We start from the raw sequence: 23,261 nt of genomic DNA, 5'->3' as shown, positions 1-23,261 counted from the left end.
CTGAACGTGACCCGGGCCACGTGTCAAGCCCTGATGCGGTATGGCCTACATGTTCGTGATACGAACACCGGCAGAGAGGTCGAAACTAGACCTCGGTCGAGGTCAGAAAAGCAATGATCATGTCGCCCAACATTCTCCGCAGATGCTCACGGTGCGCGGGGGCGGTGAGGTCGCGCCCGAACAGTGCTTCGAAGGTGTACCGGTTGGAGAGTCTGAACACGCAGAAGCTGCTGATGGCCATGTGCACGTCGAGAGCATCGACGTCGGTTCGGAACAATCCATCGGCCTGGCCTCGCGTCAGGATGCTCTCGAGCAGCTCGGCCGCAGGGTTGCCCAAGTTACTCAGTGCTTCGGATTTGCTGATGTGCTCACCGCGAAGAATGTTCTCGGTGGACACCAATCGGATGAAATCCGGATTGTGTTCGTGGTGATCGAACGTGAGCGACGCGATCGCCCGAATCGCGTCGGTGGGGGAGAGTCCCTCGGTGTCGAGCTCACGTTCGCGGGCGCGGATCGCGCTGTAGGAACGTTCGAGTACCGCCTGGTAGAGGCGCTCTTTGTCGGTGAAGTAGTAGTAGATCATCCGCTTCGTCGTGTGCGTCCGCTCGGCGATCTCGTCGACACGTGCTCCCGCGTATCCCTTGTCCGCGAATTCGCTGGTGGCGACGTCGAGGATGTTGCTGCGCGTCAGATCGCTGTTTCGCCTGCGTTTGGGGCCCTCCGCGCTCGTTCTTGCTGGAGCGGAGTCGCTTCCCGGGCGCGTGGACGTCATGATCCGAAACTCTATCCCTGCAAAAAATCGTTCAGGAAGTGTGGGGTAGCGGACATTCTCGTAGTACTCTCGAATAACTCACTAGTTCGTACATTACGAACACACGCACAATCGAGGGAGTCCGGAAGTGGACGATTCACTGGTCTGCGGTCTGATCGGCACGGGCATCGGCAGGTCGCTGACCCCGGCGATGCACGAACGAGAGGGTGCCGCGCACGGCCTGCGCTACGTCTACCGCATCGTCGACCTCGACGCCGTCGGCGCGACCCCCGACGACCTGGCACGTCTGGTCGACACAGCTGCCGACCTCGGTTTCCGTGGCCTCAACATCACCCATCCGTGCAAGCAGATCGTCATCGATCACCTCGACGAACTGTCCGACGATGCGGCCAGGCTCGGGGCAGTGAACACGGTTCTGTTCGACGGTGGCAAGAAGATCGGTCACAACACCGACTGGTCGGGGTTCGGTCGAAGCTTCGAACTCGGTCTGGCCGGGGCGTCGACCCGGGACGTGGTCCTGCTCGGAGCAGGCGGTGCGGGAGCGGCGGTGGCGTACGCGATGGCCGAAGCAGGCGCTGGGCAGGTCACCGTGGTCGACGCCGACGGAGAGAGGGCGCGCGCCCTGTTGTCGTCGATGCAGGCAGTGTTCCCCGGAACAACGTTCGCCGCGGCTGTGCCGGCCGACCTTTCGCGGCTGCTGTCCGCTGCCGACGGAATCGTGCACGCGACACCGGTCGGGATGGCCGCACATCCCGGTATCGCGTTCGATCCGACGCTGCTGCGACCGGACCACTGGGTGGCCGAGGTCGTCTACCGCCCTGCGGAGACCGAACTGTTGGCCGCCGCCGCGGCACGTGGATGCCGGACGCTGGCGGGGACGGGTATGGCAGTGCACCAGGCAGCCGACGCGTTCGAGATCTTCACCGGCAGAGCGGCCGACGCCGACCGCATGTCCGCGCACATGCGTGAGCTGATCTTGCTGGAGGAAGAGTCGGCACTGACCGGAGTGTCGTCGTGACCGCCCCGCGCACGTCCGTGGCCACGGTGTCGCTCAGCGGGTCGTTGCGAGAGAAGATGACGGCCATCGCCGACGCGGGATTCGACGGATTCGAGGTCTTCGAGGCCGACTTGATCGCGTCGCCGTTCTCACCGTCCGACATTGCGAAGCAGGCAGCAGATCTCGGGTTGAGCGTCGATCTGTACCAACCGTTCCGCGACCTGGACAGCGCCGACGACCGTCGATATCAGCGCAATCTCGGTCGGCTGCAGCGCAAGTTCGACGTGATGGAGCAACTCGGGTGCAATCTGCTTCTGGTCTGCTCGTCGCCGCTGCCCGGCGCGGTGACCGAGGACGAGCGCCTCGTCGAACAACTGCTGGGGGCCGCGGACATCGCGCAGGAACGCGGAATGCGGCTGGCGTACGAGGCATTGGCGTGGGGAACCCACGTCAACACCTACCGCCATGCCTGGGACGTCGTGCGGCGCGCCGATCACGACGCGCTCGGCACGTGCCTGGACAGCTTCCACGTCCTGTCCCGCGGTGACGACCCGGCCGGCATCTCCGACATTCCGGGGGAGAAGATCTTCTTCCTGCAGCTGGCCGACGCGCCGCGGTTGAAGATGGATGTGCTGCAGTGGTCGAGGCATCACCGGTGCTTCCCGGGGCAGGGCAACTTCGACCTCCCCGAATTCGGCTCCCGGGTGGTCGATTCCGGGTATGCCGGCCCGTGGTCCCTGGAGATCTTCAACGACGTGTTCCGGGAATCCGCCACCGGCCGCACTGCCGCCGACGCTCACCGATCGCTGTTGTATCTGCAGGAGAAAGTGGCCGAGCGCCGATCGCCGACCTCGTCGGCGCTGTTCGAGGCGCCGGCAGCGGGACCGATCGAGAACATCGTGTCCTTGCGCGTTGCCGCAGGTCCCGTCGAGGCGGGTGGACTCGGCCGGACCCTGCGTCATCTCGGGTTCGACATGACCGCCGCGCACAGTCGTCACGGCCTGCAGTTGTTCACGCAGGGCCCGCTCGCCGTCGCCGTGGACACCACCGTCGACAGTCTCTGGACGTCGCCGGGGGTGCCCGCACATCTGCCCGCGGTGGCCCAGATCGGGGTGCGCAGCGACGACCCGGCCCAGTGGCAGACGCGGGCCCGAGCATTCGGTGTCTCCGCCGACTCGGTCTCGATGCCCGGCGTCGCCGGAACCGATCACGATGTTGTCAGAATGAGCGTCACCGACGCGACATCACTCGATCTTCGCAGTCGCGCCAGCGCGGGGGCGTGGCAGTCCGCATTCGATCTCGTTCCACGACAGCCGAATTCCCCCGCCGCTCCTATCGTCGAGTCGGTCGACCACATCGCCCTTGCCGTACCGGCAGACAGTTGGGACGGCATCATGCTGTTGCTGAGGTCGGTGTTCGGCATGACTCCGCACGAGGGCCAGGATGTGGTCGACGCCGTCGGCACCGTCCGTAGCCAAGCTCTGACGCTGCCCACGCAGAACGGTACTGTTCGGCTCTCGCTGAACATGGTTCCCGGTCGGTCGTCGTCGACGGACACGCTCCCGGCGGCACGGCGAGGCGGAGTGAGCCACGTGGGATTCGCGTGTGCCGATGTGCTGAGCGCCGCCGAGCAGATGACGGCGCGCGGGTTCGGATCGCTGCGAATATCGCCGAACTACTACCTCGACCTCGCTGCACGGTTCGATCTGGATCACGAACTGCTGGCGCAGCTCGAGAAGCACGGAATCCTCTACGACGCAGACGGTTCGGGCGGCGAGTTCTTCCACTTCTTCACCCCCGTGGTGGGGGAGGATCTCTTCTTCGAGGTGTGCGAACGCCGAGGTGGGTACGACGGTTACGGCGAGGTCAACTCGGCAGTGCGGCTCGCGGCCCAGCTGCAGAGGTGAGGTGACGGACGTGGGATGGACGCTCCCATCCCACGTCCGAGGTCGGTCAACCGATGCGTTCGAATACTGCGGCGAGGCCTTGACCGCCACCGATGCACATTGTTTCGAGACCGTACCGCGCTTGTCGACGGTTCATCTCGCGCAGCAGGGTGGCGAGGATCCGTCCGCCGGTCGCACCGACGGGGTGGCCCAGCGAGATCCCCGAACCGTTGGGGTTGAGCCGGGGATCGTCGGGCTCGATTCCCCACGTGCGCAGTACCGCGAGGGTTTGTGCGGCGAACGCTTCGTTGAGTTCGACGACGTCCATGTCGGCGAGGGTGAGTCCGACACGGCCGAGTGCCTTCTCGGTGGCGGGCACCGGCCCGATGCCCATGGTGCGCGGTGGCACGCCGGCCACGGCCCAGCTGACGAGCTTGGCCATGGGCCGCAGACCCAGTGCCGCGGCCTTCTCCGGTGTCGTGACGATGGCGAGCGCTGCCCCGTCGTTCTGCCCGCTGGCGTTGCCCGCGGTCACCGTCGAGTCCGGGTCGATCTTTCCTCGGATGGGGCGCAGTGTGGACAGCGTCTCGACGCTGGTGTCCGCGCGGGGGTGTTCGTCGGTGTCGACGACCAGCGCGTCACCTGTGCGCTTCGGTACCGAGACCCCGACGATCTCCTCGGCGAAGACGCCGTTCTTCTGCGCGGCGACGGCCTTGTGATGCGACAGCACGGCCAGTTCGTCCTGGTCGCGTCGACTGATCGAGAACTCGGCACGAAGATTCTCGGCCGTTTCGATCATGCCGCCCGGAACCGGAAAGTTCTTTCCGCCTGCGGTGACACGTGCGCGGGCGAGTCGATCGGACAGGGCCACGGCTTCTGCCTTGACGCCCCACCGCATCCCCGTTGCGTAGAACTCCGCTTGGCTCATGCTTTCCACCCCGCCCGCGAGGACGAGGTCACTGCCGCCGGACTGTACCTGCATGCACGCCTGGAGAACGGCCTGCAACCCGGACCCGCATCGACGGTCGATCTGCTGACCGGGGACCTCGATTCCCAGTCCGGCGTCCAGCGCGGCAACCCGTCCGATTGCGGGGGCGTCACCGTTGGGCGATGCCTGGCCGAGGATGACGTCGTCGACGTCCGATCCCGATATGCCGGTGCGCGTGACGAGTTCGGTGATCACCGTTGCCGCCAGCGATTCGGGCGTGACATCGCGAAAGACACCGCCGAATCGGCCGATGGGGGTGCGGAGAGGTTCGCAGACGACGGCGTCAGGCATGACGACTTCCTTTGTGATCGGTGGACTGTGATTGCACGCGGTAGAGATCTGTTTCGATCGCCGCCGTCGCGCGCAGCAGAGCGGGCAACAGATGTTCGCGTACGGCGTCCGCGCTGTGGCGGGCAGCTTGAGTGGAGACGTTCGCAGCCGCGACGACGTCGCCGGCGTGATCCCGTACCGGGGCCGCGATCGACCGCAGACCTTCCTCCAGTTCCTGGTCGACGAGGCAGTACCCCTGCGCGCGTACGGAATCGAGCTCTGCGCGCAACGACGAAACATCGGTGATGGTGCGGCCGGTGAGAGGGCTCAGCTCCACCCGGCGCAAGTAGGCGTCGAGTTTGTCCTCGGGCAACCCGGCGAGCAGGACGCGCCCCATCGACGTCGCGAACGCCGGGAAGCGAGTGCCGATGGTGATGGCAACGGTCATGATTCGGCTGACCGGAACACGGGCGACGTACACGACGTCGTCGCCGTCGAGGATCGACACCGACGAGGACTCGCGGACCTGCTCGGCGAGAGCTTCGAGGTGTGGGCCTGCGACGTCCGGCAACGAGAGCGAGGACAGGTAGCTGTACCCCAACTCGAGGACGCGAGGAGTGAGCCAGAACATCGAGCCGTCGCTGCGCACGTACCCCAGTTCCACGAGCGTGAGCAGAAACCTTCGCGCCGTCGCCCTGGTCAGATCGGTCGTCTTCGCGACGTCCGACAACGTACGGCGCGGATGCTCGGCATCGAAGGCACGGATCACGGCGAGTCCACGGGCGAGAGATTGCACGTAGTCCGGCGACGGACCCTGCTGCTCGCTCGAACCGGGTTGGGTCATGTCGTCTCCGATCCCGTGTGTTCGGCCAGTGCCGTGTTGGCCAGCGCGAACGCCGCATTGCTGTTCGGTACCCCCGCGTACACCGCAGTGTGGAGGAAGACCTCGGCCATCTCGTCGGGATCCAATCCTGCCCGCAGGGCCGCCTTGATGTGCATGTCCAACTCGTGCTGATTGCCCACGGCGGTCAGAATGGCGAGTGTCAGCAGACGTCGGGTGCGGTGGTCGAGACCGTCGCGGGTCCAGACGTCGCCCCACGCGGTGCGGGTGATGAAATCCTGGAACGGCGCAGTGAACGCCGTGGTGCGCTCGATGCTGGCATCCACGTGTGCGTCGCCGAGTACCGCTCGCCGCACGTGCATTCCCGCTCGATGCGCTGCTGCACGGCCTGCGTCGTACGTGTCGCCGACGATGTGTCGCACGATCAATCGCGTGATGTGTCCCGCTTGTTCGACGTTCGCCAGATGCGCGGCGCCGGGGAGGACATGGAAGTCCGAGCGGGCGATACCGTCGGCGAGCACCTGCATGTCCGACGGCGTCGTTGCCGGGTCCTGCTCACCTGCCACCACCAGGGTGGGCGCACTGATTCGGCCGAGGTCTGCGCGGTTGTCCCACTGCGACAACGCTTCACACGCTGCGGCATAGCCTTCGTCGGACGTGGACGAGATCATCGTTCGGTGATGCGCGGCGAGTTCACCGTCGCGAGCGATCAGTTCAGCGGTGAACCACCGGGCCAGTACGGTGTCCGCCAGCGAATCGGTCCCCGTCGCGCGCGCAGTTGCTGCGCGGTCGATCCAGGACTGCGGGTCTCCGAAGCGAGCAGACGTGCACAGCAGGGTGAGGCCGAGGACCCGCGCCGGGCGGTGCACGGCGATCCACTGTGCGATCGCGCCGCCGAGCGAGAGGCCGACCAGATGCACTCGGTCCCGCCCGAGCGAATCCATCACGGCCAGAACGTCCTCTGCCATGTCGCCGACCGAGTAGGGGCCGTCGGGTACAGGTGACGAACCGTGACCGCGAAGGTCGACGGCGATGACGTCGGCGAACTCGACCAGACCCGCCACCTGCGTGTCCCACATCGAGCGGTCCGACCCGAGCGATCCGACGAGCACCACTGTGGTGCCGCGGTTCTCGGGTCCGGGTACGAGGTCGTAGGACAGGTCGACGGTCATGCTGTTCCTTCGTGTCGAGCTCGGACCAGGTCGAGTACACGATCGACGATGTCGCCGGCATGGCCGAGATAGCCTGCCGGGTCCAGCAGTTCACGTACTTCGGCGGGTTCGAGGAATGCGGTGATGGAGGAATCGGATTCGAGGGGAAGGCCGGACGCGCATGCGGCGGTGACGATGGATCGTGCGTCGTCGGTGTGGGCCGCGAGTGCCGTGGTGACTCGTTCGGCGAGCAGAAGTCCGTGCGTGGCGGCGAGGTTACGGGCCATCGCGTCGGGATTCGCGCGTAGACCGGACATGCTCACCGCCAATCGGTCGGCGGCACCCGCAGTCAGTCGAAGCAAGTCCGTCAGTGTCTCCCATTCCGCATGCCACGCCCCCGATGCACGTTGGTGATCGTGCGCCATCGCGGACAGAATCGTCGACACGAGGCCCGGCACCCGAACGGATGCTGCCCGTGCGGCGACGGCGGCGACGGGGTTCTGCTTGTGCGGCATGGCCGAAGAGGCGCCAGGGGCGGCTTCGGAGACCTCGGCGACCTCGGTGGACGCGAGGAGCGTGATGTCGAGAGCAGGCTTGCCGATGGCCCCCGCCGCGATCCCGAGGGCGGACGCGATCTCGCCGATCCGGGTCCGGTCGGTGTGCCAGGGAATGGTCTGCCGAGCGAGGCCCAACTGGTCGGCGAGAGAGTCGGCCACCTCGAAGCCGTGAGGGAACACGGCCGCCGACGTGCCTGCAGCACCGCCGAACTGGACCGACGCGGACGCCTCGACCCGGGCCAGATCGTCGTCGGCTCGCAGGAGGCCTGCCGTCCAACTCGCGGCAACGGCACCGAACGTCGTCGGAAGTGCCTGTTGGCCGAGAGTTCTCGCTGCAACCGGCGTGTCGCGATGTCGACGCGCGAGAGCTGCCCCCGCGGCGACGGCGTCGGCGAGGGATTCACGCACTGCAGCGAGAACGCGTGAGGTGAGAAGCATGAGAGCGGTGTCGACGATGTCCTGGCTGGTTGCTCCGGGATGAACCGCGCTGCCGGGGACGCCGTGCTCGGCCGCCGCCGCGCGCAGCAGTTTCACCAGCGGGATGACCGGGTTGCCCCCGGCGGCGGACAGCGCACCGAGGTGCACGATGTCCACTGCTCCTGGTCGCCTAAGCTCGGACGCGACCTCGGTCACCTGTGCGGCATGCGCCGACTCGACGACGCCGTGCTCGGCGGCCGCACGTGACAGCGCTGCCTCGGTGTCCAGCATCGCCGTCACCCAGGCCTGGTCCGATACCAACGCAGCAGCGGCGGCAGCACCGAACGTGGGATCGAACAACGGTCCTCGCGTGGTGGTCATGACTCGCTTTCGTTCGTCACAGCTCGAAGAACGGAGTTTCGTCGCCGTTCGGGTTCTCGTCTTGAAGTACCACATTCAGGTGATATCCGGTGGGAGTCGCCGTCGCGACGAGCTTCGCGGCCTGGCGCGCGTCCAACCCCGACAACACCGGATCCGACGCGTTGGCCTCGGTCTCGTCGGGGAAGTAGAGGCGGGTGACGAGTCGCTCGAGCACGCCGCGAGCAAAGATGCCGACGTCGATGTGCGGGGCCTCGATCATGTCGTTCTCGGCGGGGAGGGCGCCAGGTTTGACGGTGTGGACAGTTGCGGTGCCGGTCGCGTCCGCGACAGCTCGGCCGAACCCGCGGAAACCCGCCGGAGTCGGTGTCCGGCGGCCACGCGGGTCGTCGGCGTGATCGAACCGGCCCGACGCATCCGCCTGCCACGTCTCGATCATCGCGTCGGCCAGCGGCGTGCGATTGCCGTCGAGGACGGTCACCGAGATGTCCACGGAGCCTGCGGTGCCCGCCGGAACCACGTCTGGCCCGTCCGGCCACGGCAACCCGATGTGCAGGTAGGGTCCGACGGTCTGCGAGGGTGTCTGGCCGAACGGGACCGTCGTGAAGTTGCTGCCCGGCGCAACCGGGTATCGAGGGGCAAGGGCGCCGCTGTCGGACACAGGCTCAGTCATCGTGGTCGTCCCCTTCGAACGGAGTGGCATTGCGTCCGCGAAGAACGATGTCGAATCGGAAACCCAATGCCCAGTTGTCCTGCGTCGCTTCGTAATCGAACGCGCTGATCATGCGGGCCCTGGCATCCTCGGGCGCCGAGTTGAAGATCGGGTCCTGGAAGAACATCGGATCGTCCGGGAAGTACATCTGCGTGACGAGGCGCTGCGTGAACGCCTGGCCGAACAGCGAGAAGTGAATGTGCGCCGGTCGCCACGCGTTGTGGTGGTTGCCCCACGGGTAGGCGCCCGGCTTGATCGTCGTGAAGCGGTAGTTGCCTGCCGAGTCGGTCAGCACTCGGCCGACGCCGTCGAAATGGGGGTCGAGTGGAGCGGGCCAGGTGTCACCGGCGTGACGATATCGGCCGCCTGCGTTGGCCTGCCATACCTCGACGAGTGTGTCAGGCACGGCTTTCCCGTCACTGTCGAGCACTCGGCCGTGCACGATGATGCGTTGTCCTTGCGCCTCACCGCCGTTCACGAGGGTCAGGTCGGCGTCCGCGGCCGTGACCCGTCCTTCGCCGAGCACCGGTCCGGTGATCTCGGTGAGGCGTTGGGGCAGAAGGATCAATGGTTGCTTGGGGTGACGCAGTGCGGTGGTGCGGTACTCGGCGAAATCACGCGGCGCGTTGACGCCGGTCTGGTCGCGGTACGGGCCGGCCGGGTCGACGGTGATCGAGTGGTTCGGCGGTAGAGGGAGCATCGGTGGTTCCTCACGGGAAAGTTACGTGACGGTGCGCGGCGACCGCATGTTCGTGATGTGGACTTCTCGCCGCTATGCGAACGATCGTAGACCGCCGGTAGTGGGCCAGGCAACAAAAACAGCCACAAATGTTCGCATGGTGGCGAGGTGTTCACACAGCGCACATTTTTGGGTATGGTCGGCGGCATGATGGACAAAGTGGTGGCGAGTGCCTCCGAAGCCGTTGCCGACATGCCCGACGGGGCGTCCGTCGCCGTCGGAGGATTCGGACTGGTCGGGGTCCCGGAGATTTTGATCGACGCGGTGCTGCAGCAGGGAGCAACCGACCTCGAGGTCGTCAGCAACAACTGCGGCACAGACGGATTCGGTCTGGGAATCCTGCTGGAGAAACGACGCATCCGTCGAACGATCAGCTCCTACGTCGGCTCCAACAAGGAGTTCGCCCGCCAGTATCTGGCCGGTGAACTCGAGGTCGAACTGACGCCGCAGGGAACGCTCGCGGAAAGGTTGCGGGCCGGGGGAGCGGGCATCCCGGCGTTTTTCACGCCCGCCGGCGTCGGAACGCAGGTCGCCGACGGTGGTCTGCCACTCCGGTACGACGGCAGCGGCGGAATCGCGGTGGCGAGTCCGCCCAAGGAGACGCGCGAGTTCGACGGGGTCACCTACGTCATGGAACGCGGCATCGTCGCCGACTACGCGCTGGTCCACGCGTGGAAGGGCGACCGGCACGGCAACCTGGTCTTCCACGCCAGCGCCAGAAACTTCAATCCTCCGGCCGCGGCCTCGGGTCGCGTCACCATCGCGCAGGTCGAGCACCTCGTCGAGCCGGGCGAGATCGCCCCCGACGACGTCCACACGCCCGGGATCCACGTCCAACGAGTGGTGCACGTCGGGCCGGTACACGTAGGAATCGAGCAGCGGACGGTGCGATCATGACTTCCCCGAAACTGACGCGTGAGCAGATGGCTGCTCGTGTGGCCCAGGAACTGAACGACGGTGAATACGTCAACCTCGGCATCGGTATGCCCACCCTCGTGCCGAACTACCTACCGACCGACATCACCGTGATCCTGCACTCCGAGAACGGGGTTCTCGGAGTCGGGCCGTACCCGACCGAGGACGAACTCGACCCCGAGATCATCAATGCGGGCAAGGAGACCATCACCGTTCTCCCCGGTGCGTCGTACTTCGATTCCTCGCAATCGTTCGGGATGATCCGCGGCGGTCAGGTGGACGTCGCCGTACTGGGCGCGATGCAGGTCAGCGCCACGGGAGACCTCGCGAACTGGATGATCCCCGGCCACATGGTCAAAGGCATGGGCGGGGCGATGGATCTGGTGCACGGAGCTCGTCGAGTCATCGTCATGATGGAGCACGTGTCGAAGAAGGGCGAGCCCAAGATCCTCGACTCCTGCACTCTTCCGCTCACCGGCGTCGGGTGCGTTCAGCGAATCATCACCGACATGGCCGTGCTCGACGTGACGGCCGACGGCTTGAGGCTCGTCGAGACGGCCCCCGGGATCACCGAGGACGAGGTGCGCGCGGCGACGGGAGCAACACTCAGCGTGTGATGCGGTGCGTGTGCGAGTACAGGTTCATGTTCTCGCCACGTAGGAACCCGACCACCGTCAGGCCCGACTCGTCGGCGAGATCCACCGCCAGCGACGACGGCGCCGACACCGCGGCCAGGACGGGTATGCCCGCCATCACTGCCTTCTGGGCGAGTTCGAACGATGCGCGGCCACTCACCATCAACACCGTGCCTGCGGCCGGGATCCGATCCTGCGACGCAGCCCAACCGACGACCTTGTCGACGGCGTTGTGACGGCCGACGTCCTCGCGCAGCGCGAGCATGGTGCCGTCCGCGTCGAAGAGACCGGCCGCGTGCAGTCCGCCGGTGGAGTCGAACACCTTCTGAGATTCACGCAGGGTCCCCGGCATCGTGGCCAGGACGGACGCCTTCACGCGGACGTCGTCGCCGGCGGGGGAGAAACGGCTCTTCAGTCGGACCGCGTCGAGCGACCCCTTGCCGCACACCCCGCACGACGACGTGGTGTAGAAGTTGCGTTCCACACCGGGTTCGGGCGGTGCGACGCCCTCGGCCAGTGTGACGTCGAGGACGTTGTAGGTGTTCTGCCCCTCGTCGTCGACACCGTCGCAGTACCGCGCGACAGCGATGTCGTCTCGGCCCGAGATCACGCCTTCGGTCAACAGGAACCCGTGCGCGAGTTCCACGTCGTGGCCGGGGGTGCGCATCGTGACCGCGAGCGCGGACCCGTTCACCCTGATCTCCAGCGGTTCCTCCACGACGAGGGTGTCGGGACGGGATGACTCGTGAGAGCCGCGAATCCGGACGACCGGACGGCGAGCGGTTATACGTCCCATGAGTCGATTATGCGCCTCACTCGCGAAGCGCCCGAACCAGTGACACCAGCCTGGGGTGGTCGACCAGATCGTCCACCCATACCGCCTTGCCCTTGTGATCGGCGAGTGGAATCCGCCAATTCTTGTACTGCGTCTCGTCGGTGCCGGGTTGGTTCTGAATCCGGTTCTCGCCCACGAGATCCACGAGCGCTATCCCGAGCAGGGTCGATGGACTGCGCTGCAGCAGCCGGTACAGCGCCTCCACCGTCTCCTTCTCCGACGCGTCCGCGGCGAGAAGTCCTCGGGTCCGAGCAAGGTCGAGCACCGCCTCTCGCCCGGCGGCATCCTGCTCGATCTCGGCCTCCAGATCGCGCTCGAGCAACCCGAGACGCGAGCGGAGCGCAATATGTTCCCCGCGTAGGTATCCCACCGTCGGCGGCAGGTCGTGTGTGGTCACCGTCGTCAGGCAGAGTTCCCGGTAGTCCTCGGGCGGAATGGGGGCATCGCCGTCGTTCTCGAACCACAGGATCGAGGTGCCGAACAGTCCACGCCTGCCCAGATACTCCTGCACCCGCGGCTCGAACACCCCGAGATCCTCCCCGACGACGACCGCCCCGGCCCGCTCCGCTTCGAGCACGAGGATTCCGATCAACGCTTCGTGGTCGTACTCGACGTACGCCCCGTCCGCAGCGCTCGACGACTCCTCCGGGATCCACCACAGTCGAAACAGGCCGAGGATGTGGTCCACTCGAATACCGCCCGCATGCCGAAGAACCGTCCGCAACATGTCCCGATACGGCCCGTACGCCCGCTCTTCGAGCTCGTCCGGATTCCACGGCGGTTGGTTCCAGTTCTGTCCCTGCTGATTGAAATTGTCCGGCGGTGCGCCGACGGTCACCCCCGTGGTCAAGGCCGACCCCAAGGTCCAGGCGTCCGCCCCCTGACGGTGCACACCGACGGCCAGATCGTGCATGATCCCGATGTCCATCCCCGCGGCCGTCGCGGTGCGCTGCGCGCGTGCCAGTTGCTCGTCGCAGATCCACTGAAGCCACTTGTGGAACAGGATCTTCTCGGCGGCAGTCGTGCGGAACTCCGACGCGAACGAGGTCCCCGGGTGCGACGCCTTGTCCGCCCACACAGCGTGCTCGGGTCCGTACTTCTCCGCGAGCGCGCACCACAGGGCGAAGTCGTCGAGGCCGCCTCCCTCACGTTCGCAGAACGCGTCGAACTCCGCCTGCCGGGCCGCGGATCGCGGAACCGCGAAGATTCTTTTGGCCGATTTCAGTTTCGCCCGGAACGACGGGTCACGATCGATGCGGCCGGTCCGCTTGTTGGCCCGCGCGAACGACCGAGCGGCTTCCCTGACCTTCGCGTACTGATCCCGAGGGAGGTACGCAGTTTCCGGAATGTCCTCGATTCGGATGTACATCGGATCGAAGAAGCGTCGAGTAGTGGGGAGGTACGGCGACGCCTCGACAGGCGGAACCGGCCTCTGCGCGTGCAGCGGATTGACCAGGACGTAATCGAAATCATGGTGACGGCCGGTGATGGACGCGAGGTCGGCGAGATCGCCGTAGTCCCCGACACCCCAGGATCGATCGGATCGGAGCGAGTACAACTGCGTCATCGATCCGAGCCGCTGCCTGAACCCAGCATCGTTCCTGCCGGCTCCACTCCCGCCTTCTGGGTCGTTCCTGCCGGCTCCACTCCCGCCTTCTGGGTCGTTCCTGCCGGCTCCACTCCCGCTCCGACCGAGAAGGGCGTCGTTGGGCGACAGCCGCTGCGGCGTCGTCACGACCACGCCGCTCGCGGTCCGCTGTTCTCGGCCGTCCGGCGAGCTGACCGCCACCACGGTGTGCCAGCCGAGTGGGAGGTCGGCGGGAATCTCGAAGGTCGCTCGCCCGACGAGTGATCCGTCGATCTCGCGAGGCTCCACCCAGACCTGGCGCTGGACGAGCGATCTGCGCTCCCCGAACTCCGTCTCGAGGTGCACGTCCACCGGATCACCGTGTGGAACGTGTACGGCGATCGTCGCGTCACCGTCACCCTCCACGGTGACGACGACCGGAGGAAGCATGCGACGCCACGGCAACTGCTCGAGGTCGGCCATCGCCTGCCGAACCTCCGCCTCGTCGGACGCCGAGATTCCGCGCGCAGCGAGAATTCTGCGCAGTGTGTCCTCGGATACCTCGTGCTCTCGGCGATCCCAGCCTCGGTAGGCCGTCGACACTCCACACTCACGGGCAAGATCGCGCAGCAGCGCTGTGTAGGTCACGCTCCCGATCGTGCCAGCATCCACCGCCGTCGTCATGTCCGAACGGACGGCGCACATTCGCGGGGAGGATCTCGCAGGATTGAACGTGACGGCCCCGGGTACTCTGATCGCGGCGCGCACTCGAGCTGTGTGGCCTCTATGTTCAGCCCGAGGGAAACGACAGCGATTGTTGCGAAACGATGGATAGGGAGCGCGAATGACTGGCGTCGGCAAGATCGAAGAGCTGGAACGAAATTCCGGCGCACCGGTCGAGCTGAGGGTGGTCGCGGACGCCGATCAGCTTCCAGTGGTGCGCGCGGTGGCCGAAACACTTGCGGTACTGGGGGACTTCACCCTCGACGACATCGCCGACATCAAGCTCGTCGTCGACGAGGTGTGTTCGGAGTTGATCTCCGGCGCGCTGCCGGGTGCGGAATTGTCGTGTTCGTTTCTCGTCAGCGACGGTGGCATTCGAATCTCCACGACGTCGGTGGTGGACTCCGACCGCATTCCGCGAGGAGACAGCTTCGGCTGGCACGTGCTTCAGACCCTCACCGACTCGATCTCGCTTGCCGCGTCCTCGGTCGAGGGCGGCTCGTCGGTCGTAGTCGACGTGGTCAAGCGGAGGAGCAGCTCCTAGTGCCCGTGCCGTACGAAAAATCTACGCGGCGTCAGTCGGACGACTACAGCGAAGTCGTTCCTCTCATCCAGCAGATGCAGGCGATGGAGGATTCTCCTCAGAAGCAAGTGCTCCGCGACCGCATCATCACTCGCTGCCTACCGCTCGCCGAGCACATTGCGAGGCGCTTCGGTGGTCGAGGCGAAGCGCACGAGGATCTGCTCCAGGTCGCCCGGCTGGGTCTGGTCAACGCCGTCGACAGATTCGACATCGAGCGCGGATCCGACTTCGTCTCCTTCGCCGTCCCCACGATCATGGGTGAGGCTCGACGCTATTTCCGCGACGCGGGATGGTCGGTTCGTGTGCCACGGCGCATGAAAGAACTCAACTCGATGATCTCCGGCGCTGTCGGCACGCTGTCGCAGAAGTTGGGACGAGCCCCGACCGCGAGTGAAATCGCCGCGGAACTGGACATCGACGTCAAGGAAGCAACGCAGGCCCTGCTTGCGCGCAGTGCCTACCAGACCGTCTCCGTCGACTCCGTCGTCAGCGACGACCGCCTGCCGCTGATGGACACGTTGGGCTCCAACGATCCCGAGCTCGAGAAGATGGAAAGTTACCTGACCGTCCGGCCCGCGCTCGAGAAACTGCCGGAGCGTGAGCGGCAGATCGTGATCCTCCGGTTCTTCGGGTCCATGACGCAGACACAGATCGCCGAGCGGATGGGCATCTCGCAAATGCACGTCTCTCGTATCCTGGCCCGGACTCTCACGCAGTTGAGGGAAGAGCTCGGACCGAGGTGATCCCACGCGTGTCCGGTCCGTAACATCGGCCGGGCATGCCTGGACTTCGATCACCGAGGAGCGCGCCCGTGCCACAGCGACCGACCGGAATCTTCGACGACCTGGATCGGTACGTCGCCGAACCGCGGGTCACCGATCTCGCCGTCGCACGCGACGGTCGTCGCGTCGTGGTCACGATCTCGCGGCCCGATTCCGCCGGGTCGAAGTACGTCGGTGCCCTCTGGGAGGTCGACGCGACCGGTGAGTCCGACGCGCGGCGCCTCACCTGGAACGACGACGGCTCGAGCGGCCCGACATTCACCGCCTCGGGTGATCTCCTGTTCACTCGTCGGGCGTCGAAGGACGACGAATCGTCGGCGATATGGTCGCTGCCTTCCGGCGGAGGTGAAGCGTACGTCGTCGCCTCACGCGGCGCCGGCTTCTCCGGCGTCGTCACGGCAACGGCCGCACCGACGTTCGTGGCGGTCTCCGCCGTGCACCCGTCGGCTCGAACCGACGCGGACGACGATCGAATCCGGTTGTTGCGCAAGGACGGCAAGATCGACGCTGTCCTGCACACCGGTTATCCGGTGCGGTACTGGGACCACGACCTCGGCCCGGCAACGCCGCACCTGTTCGCCTCCGAGGACGGCTCGCCCGTGCGTCGACTCACCGACGCGGCGGCCGGCGCGTTGCAGGAAGCGTCGTACGACATCAGTGACGACGGAAGGTTTCTGGTGTCGACGTGGACGATCGCCGGCGCCCTCGCGACGTCGCGCACCGTCCTGATTCGCATCGACCTCGACACGGGGGAGCAGCGAATCATCGTCGACGACAGCGATGCCGACCTCTCGTCGCCTGCGATCTCCCCGGACGGTACGAGGGTCGCGTTCGTGCGCGAATCTCTGTCGACCCCCGAGGATGCACCGCGAGTGTCGTTGCACGAGTACGCCTTCGCCGACGGAACCGTGACCGAATCCGCACCCGGGTGGGATCTGTGGCCGTCCGAACCGGTGTGGCTCGCCGACGGTAGCGGCGTTCTCGTGGTCGCCGACGAGAACGGACGAGCGCCGATCTTCCTGGTGTCGGGTGGCGCGGCGCGCCGGGTGACCGACACCGATTCCGCCTACACGCATGTCCATGCCGCCGCGGACGGTGTCGTGTTCGCGTTGGAGGCGTCGTATCTCGAACCAGCGCATCCCGTGCGCATCGACGTCGCGACGGGCGAGATCACCCGGCTGCGCTCGGGACTGGACGCCCCGGACCTGCCCGGAACTCTGGCCGAGATCGAGACCACCGCGGACGACGGCCACCGGCTCCGTGGCTACGTGGCTCTGCCGCACGGCGCGTCCGACGCCGAGAAAGCCCCACTCCTGCTCTGGGTGCACGGCGGGCCCCTCGGATCGTGGAACACATGGTCGTGGCGGTGGAATCCGTGGCTCCTCGTCGCTCGGGGATACGCGGTCCTGCTTCCGGATCCGGCTCTGTCGACGGGCTACGGGCAGGCGTTCGTGCAGCGAGGCTGGGGACGATGGGGCAAGGAGCCGTTCACGGACCTCATGGCCATCACGGACGCGGCCACCTCGCGCCCCGACATCGACGAGTCCAGAACCGCGGCGATGGGCGGTTCCTTCGGCGGATACATGGCCAACTGGATCGCCGGCCACACCGACAGGTTCGACGCCATCGTCACCCACGCGAGTCTGTGGGCGCTCGACCAGTTCGGTCCCACCACCGACGTCGCGTACTACTGGCAGCGCGAGATGTCCCCGGAGATGGCCGTCGAGAACTCGCCGCACCTGTTCGTCGCGGACATCTCCACACCGATGCTCGTGATCCACGGGGACAAGGACTATCGAGTGCCGGTCGGTGAAGGGCTACGCCTGTGGTACGAACTGCTCAGTGAGTCCGGACTGCCCGCCGACGACGAAGGCAGGACCGATCACCGCCTACTGTATTTCCCGTCCGAGAACCACTGGGTTCTCACGCCCCAGCACGCCAAGATCTGGTACGAGGTGGTCACGGCGTTCCTGGCGGACCACGTGCTGGGTGAGCGAATCGAGCTTCCCGAGACGTTGGGGTGAAAGGGCGCGTGGGAGCGCCCCGGCGCGACCACTAGAATCGTCGGGTGACCAGTTCAGTGCCTGAGACCCCGGACAACGCAGCGGGGCAAGACGACAGCCCGCGGAGCAACCCGAGCGAGGCGTTGCCCAAGAGTTGGAACCCGGGTGAGGTCGAGGCCGAGCTGTATCAGGGGTGGGTCGACGCCGGATACTTCGAGGCCGACCCGAGCACCGACAAGCCTGCCTACTCGATCGTTCTGCCGCCACCGAACGTGACGGGCAGCCTGCACATGGGCCACGCGCTCGATCACACGTTGATGGACGCACTCAGTCGTCGCAAGCGGATGCTCGGCTACGAGGTGCTGTGGCTGCCGGGCATGGACCACGCCGGTATCGCCACGCAGACCATCGTCGAGAAGCAACTTGCGGCCGACGGCAAGACCAAGGAAGAGTTCGGTCGCGAACTGTTCGTCGACAAGGTCTGGGACTGGAAGCGCGAATCGGGCGGCACCATCCTCGGCCAGATGCGGCGCATCGGCGACGGTGTCGACTGGAACCGCGAACGATTCACGATGGACGACGGCCTGTCCGAGGCCGTGCAGACCATCTTCAAGCGCATGTACGACGACGGTCTGATCTACCGCGCCGAACGTCTCGTCAACTGGTCACCGGTGCTGCAGACGGCGATCTCCGACATCGAGGTCAAGTTCGAGGACGTCGAGGGCGAACTCGTGTCGCTGCGATACGGGTCGCTGAACGACGACGAACCACACGTGATCGTCGCGACCACGCGTGTCGAAACGATGCTCGGTGACACCGCGGTGGCCGTCCACCCCGAGGACGAGCGGTACAAGCACCTCGTCGGCACGACGCTGCCGCACCCGTTCACCGGCCGCGACATCCCGATCATCGCCGACGACTACGTCGATCCCGAATTCGGTACCGGCGCGGTCAAGATCACGCCCGCGCACGATCCCAACGACTTCGAGATGGGGCTGAGGCATAACCTGCCGATGCCGACCATCATGGACAAGACCGGCCGAATCGCCGACACCGGTACGCAATTCGACGGTCTCGACCGGTTCGAAGCCCGGGTGAAGGTGCGCGAGGCATTGGCCGAGCAGGGACGTGTCGTCGCCGAGAAGCGGCCCTACCTCCACAGCGTCGGACACTCCGAGCGCAGTGGTGAATCCATCGAACCACGCCTCTCCCTGCAGTGGTGGGTCAAGGTCGACGGCCTGGCGAAAGCGGCAGGCGACGCAGTCCGCAACGGCGACACCGTCATTCATCCCGCAAGCCAGGAACCGCGTTGGTTCGCCTGGGTCGACAACATGCACGACTGGTGCATCTCCCGTCAGCTCTGGTGGGGTCATCGCATCCCGATCTGGTACGGCCCCGACGGCGAGACCGTGTGCCTGGGCCCGGGCGAGACCGCCCCCGAAGGCTGGGTGCAGGACCCGGATGTTCTCGACACCTGGTTCTCGTCCGGCCTCTGGCCGTTCTCGACGATGGGATGGCCGGACGAGACCGCCGACCTGGCCAAGTTCTATCCGACGAGCGTGCTGGTCACCGGCTACGACATTCTGTTCTTCTGGGTCGCTCGCATGATGATGTTCGGCACCTACGTCTCCGGCGATGCGTCGGTGAATGCAGGCGCAGAGCCGGGCAACGTTCCGTTCAAGGACGTCTTCCTGCACGGTCTCGTCCGGGACCAGTTCGGCAAGAAGATGTCCAAATCCCGCGGCAACGGAATCGACCCGCTGGACTGGGTCGACCGCTTCGGTGCGGATGCACTGCGCTTCACGCTTGCACGAGGCGCCAATCCCGGGGCCGACCTGTCGGTGGGCGAGGACCACGCGCAGTCCTCGCGCAACTTCGCCAACAAGCTCTTCAACGCGACGAAATTCGCACTGATGAACGGCGCTGCGCCCGACGAGCTGCCGGCTCGCACCGACCTCACCGACGCCGACCGGTGGATTCTCGATCGGCTCGAGCAGGTCCGCGGCGAGGTCGACGCCGCGTTCGAGCGGTACGAGTTCAGCAAGGCATGCGAGGCGCTGTACCACTTCGCGTGGGACGAGGTCTGCGACTGGTACCTCGAGATCGCGAAGGTTCAGTTCGCGGACACCGCGCATGCGGAGTCGACGCGAGGCGTGCTCGGCAACGTGCTCGACGCCGTTCTTCGCCTGCTCCATCCGGTCGTGCCCTTCGTGACGGAGACGCTGTGGAAGGTGCTCACCGGCGGCGAGTCCGTCGTGATCGCGTCCTGGCCGACCGACAGCGGAGTGGACGCCGATCCGGTTGCCGCACGGCGTGTCTCGGACATGCAGAAGCTGATCACCGAGGTTCGCCGGTTCCGGAGCGATCAGGGACTGAAGCCGTCGCAGAAGGTCGCGGCGAGGATTGTCGGCGTCGAGGACGCCGACATCACCGACCAAGTGGCCGCGACCCGTTCGTTGGCCAAACTGACCGAACCGGACGACAGCTTCAGCGCCACCGCCTCCGTCGAGGTCCGGCTGTCGCAGGCGACGGTCACCGTGGAGCTCGACACGTCGGGAACGGTCGATCTGGTCGCCGAACGAGCGCGATTGGTCAAGGATCTCGCGGCCGCGGAGAAGGAACTCGCCCAGACCACCGCGAAACTCGGCAACGAGGCGTTCCTCGCCAAGGCGCCGGATGCCGTCGTCGACAAGATCCGCACCCGACAGCAGATCGCCACCGAGGAGATCGCGCGCATCTCGGCGCGACTCGAAACGACGGGTGAGTAGTGACCGAATTCGATCAGCCCGCGAGCCAGGGCGACCCAGGGCCAGTCGATCTCGCCGAGTTGGCTCTCGTCGAGGCCGAGCTCGACAAGCGCTGGCCCGAGACGAAGATCGAGCCGAGCACCGCAAGGATCGCGGCGCTGATGGACCTTCTGGGCTCGCCGCAGAAGGCGTATCCGTCCATCCACGTCGCGGGGACGAACGGGAAGACATCGGTCACCCGGATGATCGACGCGTTGCTGACGCATTTCCATCGGCGCACCGGTCGGACGACGAGCCCTCACCTACAGGTGGCCACGGAACGTATCAGTATCGACGGCGCACCGATCTCGCCGCGACTCTACGTCGACACCTACAACGAGATCGCACCTTTCGTGGAGATGATCGACGCGCAGTCGCAGGCTGCCGGTGGTCCGAGAATGAGCAAGTTCGAGGTGACCACCGCGATGGCATTCGCCGCGTTCGCGGAGGCACCCGTCGAAGTCGCCGTCGTGGAAGTCGGATTGGGCGGCCGGTGGGATGCGACCAACGTCGTCGACGGTGAAGTCGCGGTCATCACGCCGATCGACCTCGACCACACGGAGTTTCTCGGCTCCGACCTCGCAGGAATTGCGGGGGAGAAGGCGGGCATCATCAAGAAGGCGCCGGAACGGCTCGTGCCGAGAGACACGGTCGCCGTCATCGCGGAGCAGAAGCCGGAGGCTCTCGACGTCGTCCTCCGCGCCGCGGTCGAGGCGGACGCAGCCGTCGCCCGTCAAGGGTCTGAGTTCCGTGTACTTGCCCGCCGGATCGCCGTCGGCGGTCAGCAACTCGAACTGCAAGGCCTCGGCGGCGTCTACACCGACATCTTTCTTCCCCTGCACGGCGAACATCAAGCGCACAACGCATCTCTCGCCCTGGCCGCGGTGGAAGCCTTCTTCGGTGCGGGAGCGGACAGGCAACTCGACGTCGAGATCGTCCGCGCGGCCTTCGGCTCCATCGTGAACCCAGGACGACTCGAGCGGGTGCGCAATGCACCGACGGTCTTCCTCGACGCCGCGCACAATCCGCACGGTGTGCGCGCACTCGCGGCCACGCTGGCCGACGAGTTCGACTTCCGCAAATTGGTGGGTGTCGTCAGCGTCATGGGCGACAAGGATGTCGACGCGATGTTGACCGCGCTCGAGCCCGTGTTCGACGAGATCGTCGTCACCCACAACGGTTCTCCGCGCGCAATGGACGTGGAAGAACTCGCCAACATCGCCGTCGCCAAATTCGGTGACGAACGTGTGGTGGTGTCGCCGACCCTGGCCGACGCGTTGGAAACCGCCATCGGCCTGGCCGAAGAGGTCGCTGACCCTGGTGAAGCAGTGTCCGGAGCGGGCGTCGTCGTCACCGGTTCGGTCGTGACCGCAGGTGCCGCCAGAACCCTGTTCGGAAAGGAACCGGTATGACCGAGGCGACCGGTGGGTTCAAACCGCCCACCAACGATCCGTGGAAGGGCTTCCGGGGAGTCTGCGCGGGAACCCTGATCCTCGAAATGATCGTGATCCTGCTGGCACTGCCGGTGGTCGCGACGGTCGGAGGCGGGCTCACGTGGTTCTCGACGCTCTACATCGTCGGACTCGCCGTCCTGATGATCCTCGCGAGCGGAATGCAGCGCCGCCCGCAGGGGATGCAGATCAACCTCGTTCTCCAGGTTCTCGTGATCCTCGGAGTGTTCATCCACCTGTCGATCGGAATCGTCGGGCTGATCTTCGCGGCAGTGTGGGCCTACCTGCTGTATCTCCGCCGAGACATCACGCGCCGAATCGAACGCGGAATGCTGTACGGCCAGCGGGACTGACGTCTCACGCGGGGGAAGTCGACGCCGAAGGTCGACGCCAGGGATGAGTGCGCGAGCACTGTCCACTACTGTCTGTGATCGTGACTGAGCGCACCCTTGTACTGATCAAGCCCGACGGAGTAGCCCGCCGATACGTGGGAGAGATACTCGGCCGCATCGAGAAGAAGGGATTGAGCATCGCAGCCCTCGAGCTCAAGACCGTTCCGACCGCGCTGGCCAGTGCCCACTATGCCGAGCACGAAGGCAAGCCGTTCTTCCCCGACCTGCTCGAGTTCATCACCTCGGGACCCGTCGTCGCCGCTGTCCTCGAAGGGCCACGCGCGATCGCGGCGTTCCGTCAGATCGCCGGAGGAACCGACCCGGTCGCCAAGGCCGTCCCCGGTACCATCCGCGCGGACCTCGCCCTCGACGGGCAGCAGAACCTCGTGCACGGCTCCGACTCGGTGGAATCCGCCGAGCGCGAGATCGCACTGTGGTTCCCCGGACTGTCCTGACCCGCTCGATACCGCAGCACGAACCGGCCCTTCGCCACGCCGCTGAGGACGCATTCTCGGCGGTGTGGCGGGCAGGCGACCCTCGGTGTGGGATACTGGCGAAGGTTGCTTACACAGTTTCAGTTTCACCGACCACCAGCATTCGAGAAATTTTCAGTACCAGCAGGACGATCGAACGCCGACACATCGGTGTTCTCGTGTCAGCAACCGGATGACACCTTCGCGTGCGATGCCCGTCATCGCTGCCGACGGCGAGCGGAAGCCTCCGCCGTCACAGGCAAGCTTGATGATCAGGCGCTCGTACCGGAGGACACCACAGCCATCCAGCCAGGCACCGTGCTCGGTGCACCGACCACAGACCGTGGCGGTGCCTCGGACACGGAGCGAGACCAAGAGCGTGACAAGACAACACTGACGTCAAACCTT

Annotated in this window: 20 protein-coding genes; 11 read left to right on the top strand and 9 right to left on the bottom strand. The window is 66.0% G+C overall.

Translation table 11 applies throughout. The features are described from left to right. Positions 1-85: 85 nt before the first annotated feature. Complete coding sequence (locus BH95_RS02940; RefSeq protein WP_019664745.1) at positions 86-772, bottom strand: TetR/AcrR family transcriptional regulator; 687 nt, start codon at positions 770-772, stop codon at positions 86-88. A 127-nt stretch (positions 773-899) separates the two neighbouring features. Here BH95_RS02940 and BH95_RS02935 point away from each other — a divergent pair, with 127 nt between their 5' ends. Beyond that, complete coding sequence (locus BH95_RS02935; RefSeq protein ID WP_037180916.1) at positions 900-1,790, top strand: shikimate dehydrogenase; 891 nt, start codon at positions 900-902, stop codon at positions 1,788-1,790. Beyond that, on the top strand, positions 1,787-3,676 hold the full coding sequence (locus BH95_RS02930; RefSeq protein WP_037180913.1) for a sugar phosphate isomerase/epimerase and 4-hydroxyphenylpyruvate domain-containing protein: 1,890 nt from the start codon (positions 1,787-1,789) through the stop codon (positions 3,674-3,676). Before BH95_RS02935 ends, BH95_RS02930 begins: the two co-directional genes overlap by 4 nt. A gap of 46 nt (positions 3,677-3,722) precedes the next feature. Here BH95_RS02930 and BH95_RS02925 read toward each other — a convergent pair whose 3' ends face one another. Genes BH95_RS02925 through pcaH form a run of 6 tightly spaced genes read right to left on the bottom strand, consistent with a single transcriptional unit; the run spans position 3,723 to position 9,669 of the window. Further along, positions 3,723-4,934, bottom strand: coding sequence for an acetyl-CoA C-acetyltransferase (locus BH95_RS02925; protein WP_019664742.1), 1,212 nt, complete (start codon positions 4,932-4,934; stop codon positions 3,723-3,725). Further along, positions 4,927-5,757, bottom strand: coding sequence for an IclR family transcriptional regulator (locus tag BH95_RS02920; RefSeq protein ID WP_019664741.1), 831 nt, complete (start codon positions 5,755-5,757; stop codon positions 4,927-4,929). The genes BH95_RS02925 and BH95_RS02920 overlap by 8 nt, the downstream gene beginning before the upstream one ends. Beyond that, a complete protein-coding gene (pcaDC, locus tag BH95_RS02915; protein WP_037180911.1) occupies positions 5,754-6,926 on the bottom strand; it encodes a bifunctional 3-oxoadipate enol-lactonase/4-carboxymuconolactone decarboxylase PcaDC in 1,173 nt (390 codons plus the stop codon). The genes BH95_RS02920 and pcaDC overlap by 4 nt, the downstream gene beginning before the upstream one ends. Next, a complete protein-coding gene (locus tag BH95_RS02910; protein ID WP_037180909.1) occupies positions 6,923-8,260 on the bottom strand; it encodes a lyase family protein in 1,338 nt (445 codons plus the stop codon). The genes pcaDC and BH95_RS02910 overlap by 4 nt, the downstream gene beginning before the upstream one ends. Positions 8,261-8,276: 16 nt before the next feature. Then, positions 8,277-8,930, bottom strand: a complete 654-nt coding sequence (pcaG, locus tag BH95_RS02905; protein ID WP_033190431.1) for a protocatechuate 3,4-dioxygenase subunit alpha — start codon at positions 8,928-8,930, stop codon at positions 8,277-8,279. After that, the gene (gene pcaH / locus BH95_RS02900; protein WP_019664737.1) at positions 8,923-9,669 is read right to left on the bottom strand and encodes a protocatechuate 3,4-dioxygenase subunit beta; all 747 of its coding nucleotides are present in this window, start codon (positions 9,667-9,669) and stop codon (positions 8,923-8,925) included. Before pcaH ends, pcaG begins: the two co-directional genes overlap by 8 nt. 189 nt (positions 9,670-9,858) lie before the next feature. Between pcaH and BH95_RS02895 the strand changes: the two genes are divergently transcribed. Then, the gene (locus BH95_RS02895; RefSeq protein ID WP_026347735.1) at positions 9,859-10,605 is read left to right on the top strand and encodes a CoA transferase subunit A; all 747 of its coding nucleotides are present in this window, start codon (positions 9,859-9,861) and stop codon (positions 10,603-10,605) included. Beyond that, the gene (locus BH95_RS02890) at positions 10,602-11,240 is read left to right on the top strand and encodes a CoA transferase subunit B (protein ID WP_019664735.1); all 639 of its coding nucleotides are present in this window, start codon (positions 10,602-10,604) and stop codon (positions 11,238-11,240) included. The genes BH95_RS02895 and BH95_RS02890 overlap by 4 nt, the downstream gene beginning before the upstream one ends. Here BH95_RS02890 and fdhD read toward each other — a convergent pair. Further along, on the bottom strand, positions 11,230-12,054 hold the full coding sequence (gene fdhD, locus BH95_RS02885; protein ID WP_033190434.1) for a formate dehydrogenase accessory sulfurtransferase FdhD: 825 nt from the start codon (positions 12,052-12,054) through the stop codon (positions 11,230-11,232). The two genes, BH95_RS02890 and fdhD, sit on opposite strands and share 11 nt — an antisense overlap. Positions 12,055-12,070: 16 nt before the next feature. Continuing rightward, a complete protein-coding gene (malQ, locus tag BH95_RS02880; protein ID WP_080737938.1) occupies positions 12,071-14,344 on the bottom strand; it encodes a 4-alpha-glucanotransferase in 2,274 nt (757 codons plus the stop codon). A 160-nt stretch (positions 14,345-14,504) separates the two neighbouring features. Between malQ and BH95_RS02875 the strand changes: the two genes are divergently transcribed. The 7 genes from BH95_RS02875 to ndk all read left to right on the top strand — a co-directional run bounded on the left by BH95_RS02875 (position 14,505) and on the right by ndk (position 22,835). Next, a complete protein-coding gene (locus BH95_RS02875; RefSeq protein ID WP_019664732.1) occupies positions 14,505-14,927 on the top strand; it encodes an ATP-binding protein in 423 nt (140 codons plus the stop codon). A 74-nt stretch (positions 14,928-15,001) separates the two neighbouring features. Continuing rightward, positions 15,002-15,709 (top strand): SigB/SigF/SigG family RNA polymerase sigma factor, encoded by a 708-nt coding sequence (locus BH95_RS02870; RefSeq protein ID WP_230593920.1) that lies wholly within the window; start codon positions 15,002-15,004, stop codon positions 15,707-15,709. A 35-nt stretch (positions 15,710-15,744) separates the two neighbouring features. Next, positions 15,745-17,772 carry a S9 family peptidase gene (locus tag BH95_RS02865; protein WP_052059945.1) on the top strand — a complete coding sequence of 676 codons (2,028 nt, stop codon included), beginning with the start codon at positions 15,745-15,747 and terminating at the stop codon, positions 17,770-17,772. Positions 17,773-17,816: 44 nt separating this feature from the next. Continuing rightward, positions 17,817-20,519: a valine--tRNA ligase gene (locus BH95_RS02860; RefSeq protein WP_371828301.1), complete on the top strand. Its 2,703-nt coding sequence runs from the start codon at positions 17,817-17,819 to the stop codon at positions 20,517-20,519. Next, positions 20,519-21,949, top strand: coding sequence for a bifunctional tetrahydrofolate synthase/dihydrofolate synthase (gene folC, locus BH95_RS02855; protein WP_019664728.1), 1,431 nt, complete (start codon positions 20,519-20,521; stop codon positions 21,947-21,949). The genes BH95_RS02860 and folC overlap by 1 nt, the downstream gene beginning before the upstream one ends. Beyond that, on the top strand, positions 21,946-22,341 hold the full coding sequence (locus tag BH95_RS02850) for a DUF4233 domain-containing protein (RefSeq protein WP_020111666.1): 396 nt from the start codon (positions 21,946-21,948) through the stop codon (positions 22,339-22,341). Before folC ends, BH95_RS02850 begins: the two co-directional genes overlap by 4 nt. Positions 22,342-22,421: 80 nt before the next feature. Next, positions 22,422-22,835 carry a nucleoside-diphosphate kinase gene (gene ndk, locus BH95_RS02845; RefSeq protein WP_026347734.1) on the top strand — a complete coding sequence of 138 codons (414 nt, stop codon included), beginning with the start codon at positions 22,422-22,424 and terminating at the stop codon, positions 22,833-22,835. Positions 22,836-23,261: the final 426 nt, after the last annotated feature.

Source organism: Rhodococcoides fascians A44A (genome assembly GCF_000760735.1).
Taxonomy (GTDB): domain Bacteria; phylum Actinomycetota; class Actinomycetes; order Mycobacteriales; family Mycobacteriaceae; genus Rhodococcoides; species Rhodococcoides fascians_E.
This window is presented reverse-complemented; position numbering and strand designations above follow the sequence as displayed.

What these genes read in the sequence shown, in the direction of transcription:
- BH95_RS02940 (WP_019664745.1), bottom strand. Translation starts at nt 772, where the DNA reads ATGACGTCCACGCGCCCGGGAAGCGACTCCGCTCCAGCAAGAACGAGC.
- BH95_RS02925 (WP_019664742.1), bottom strand. Translation starts at nt 4,934, where the DNA reads ATGCCTGACGCCGTCGTCTGCGAACCTCTCCGCACCCCCATCGGCCGA.
- BH95_RS02920 (WP_019664741.1), bottom strand. Translation starts at nt 5,757, where the DNA reads ATGACCCAACCCGGTTCGAGCGAGCAGCAGGGTCCGTCGCCGGACTAC.
- pcaDC (WP_037180911.1), bottom strand. Translation starts at nt 6,926, where the DNA reads ATGACCGTCGACCTGTCCTACGACCTCGTACCCGGACCCGAGAACCGC.
- BH95_RS02910 (WP_037180909.1), bottom strand. Translation starts at nt 8,260, where the DNA reads ATGACCACCACGCGAGGACCGTTGTTCGATCCCACGTTCGGTGCTGCC.
- pcaG (WP_033190431.1), bottom strand. Translation starts at nt 8,930, where the DNA reads ATGACTGAGCCTGTGTCCGACAGCGGCGCCCTTGCCCCTCGATACCCG.
- pcaH (WP_019664737.1), bottom strand. Translation starts at nt 9,669, where the DNA reads ATGCTCCCTCTACCGCCGAACCACTCGATCACCGTCGACCCGGCCGGC.
- BH95_RS02895 (WP_026347735.1), top strand. Translation starts at nt 9,859, where the DNA reads ATGGACAAAGTGGTGGCGAGTGCCTCCGAAGCCGTTGCCGACATGCCC.
- BH95_RS02890 (WP_019664735.1), top strand. Translation starts at nt 10,602, where the DNA reads ATGACTTCCCCGAAACTGACGCGTGAGCAGATGGCTGCTCGTGTGGCC.
- fdhD (WP_033190434.1), bottom strand. Translation starts at nt 12,054, where the DNA reads ATGGGACGTATAACCGCTCGCCGTCCGGTCGTCCGGATTCGCGGCTCT.
- malQ (WP_080737938.1), bottom strand. Translation starts at nt 14,344, where the DNA reads ATGACGACGGCGGTGGATGCTGGCACGATCGGGAGCGTGACCTACACA.
- BH95_RS02875 (WP_019664732.1), top strand. Translation starts at nt 14,505, where the DNA reads ATGACTGGCGTCGGCAAGATCGAAGAGCTGGAACGAAATTCCGGCGCA.
- BH95_RS02870 (WP_230593920.1), top strand. Translation starts at nt 15,002, where the DNA reads ATGCAGGCGATGGAGGATTCTCCTCAGAAGCAAGTGCTCCGCGACCGC.
- BH95_RS02865 (WP_052059945.1), top strand. Translation starts at nt 15,745, where the DNA reads ATGCCTGGACTTCGATCACCGAGGAGCGCGCCCGTGCCACAGCGACCG.
- BH95_RS02850 (WP_020111666.1), top strand. Translation starts at nt 21,946, where the DNA reads ATGACCGAGGCGACCGGTGGGTTCAAACCGCCCACCAACGATCCGTGG.